Source organism: Alcanivorax sp. 1008, from assembly GCF_020667895.1.
Lineage (GTDB): Bacteria > Pseudomonadota > Gammaproteobacteria > Pseudomonadales > Alcanivoracaceae > PGZG01.
The window spans coordinates 1-329 of record NZ_JAFMPS010000111.1; the positions used below are offsets into that span (position 1 = coordinate 1).

Below are 329 nucleotides of genomic sequence, written 5' to 3' on the forward strand. Positions count from 1 at the left end.
TATTGGTCAGCTTATCAATATTGATATTAGAAGACTTAGCATTTAAAACCAGGTCATTTACACTTTTAATCTGTGCCTTATCAACAAAGTTTAGGTTCAATGTTCCTAAATTCCAGTTGTTAATTACCACAGGTGAGTAAGAAACATTGATGAAGGTATCACCTCCATCAATGTTATCTGATACTAAAAATGAATGTGAAATATCACCACTCATGTTGTGAATTACAGATGATAATTTTAATTCACCATGTCTAATATTAGTTTTTAGCTTAGCTTTTTTAGGGATTTTTATTTTAATCACCTTTTTCACTTTGCTATTATTCCCACCT

At 30.1% G+C, this 329-nt stretch carries 1 protein-coding gene; it reads right to left on the reverse strand.

What is annotated here, in order from left to right:
* A partial coding sequence (locus tag J1C54_RS16510; RefSeq protein WP_229150084.1) for a hypothetical protein occupies window positions 1–310 on the reverse strand: 310 nt, incomplete at its 3' end.
* Window positions 311–329 lie beyond the last annotated feature (19 nt).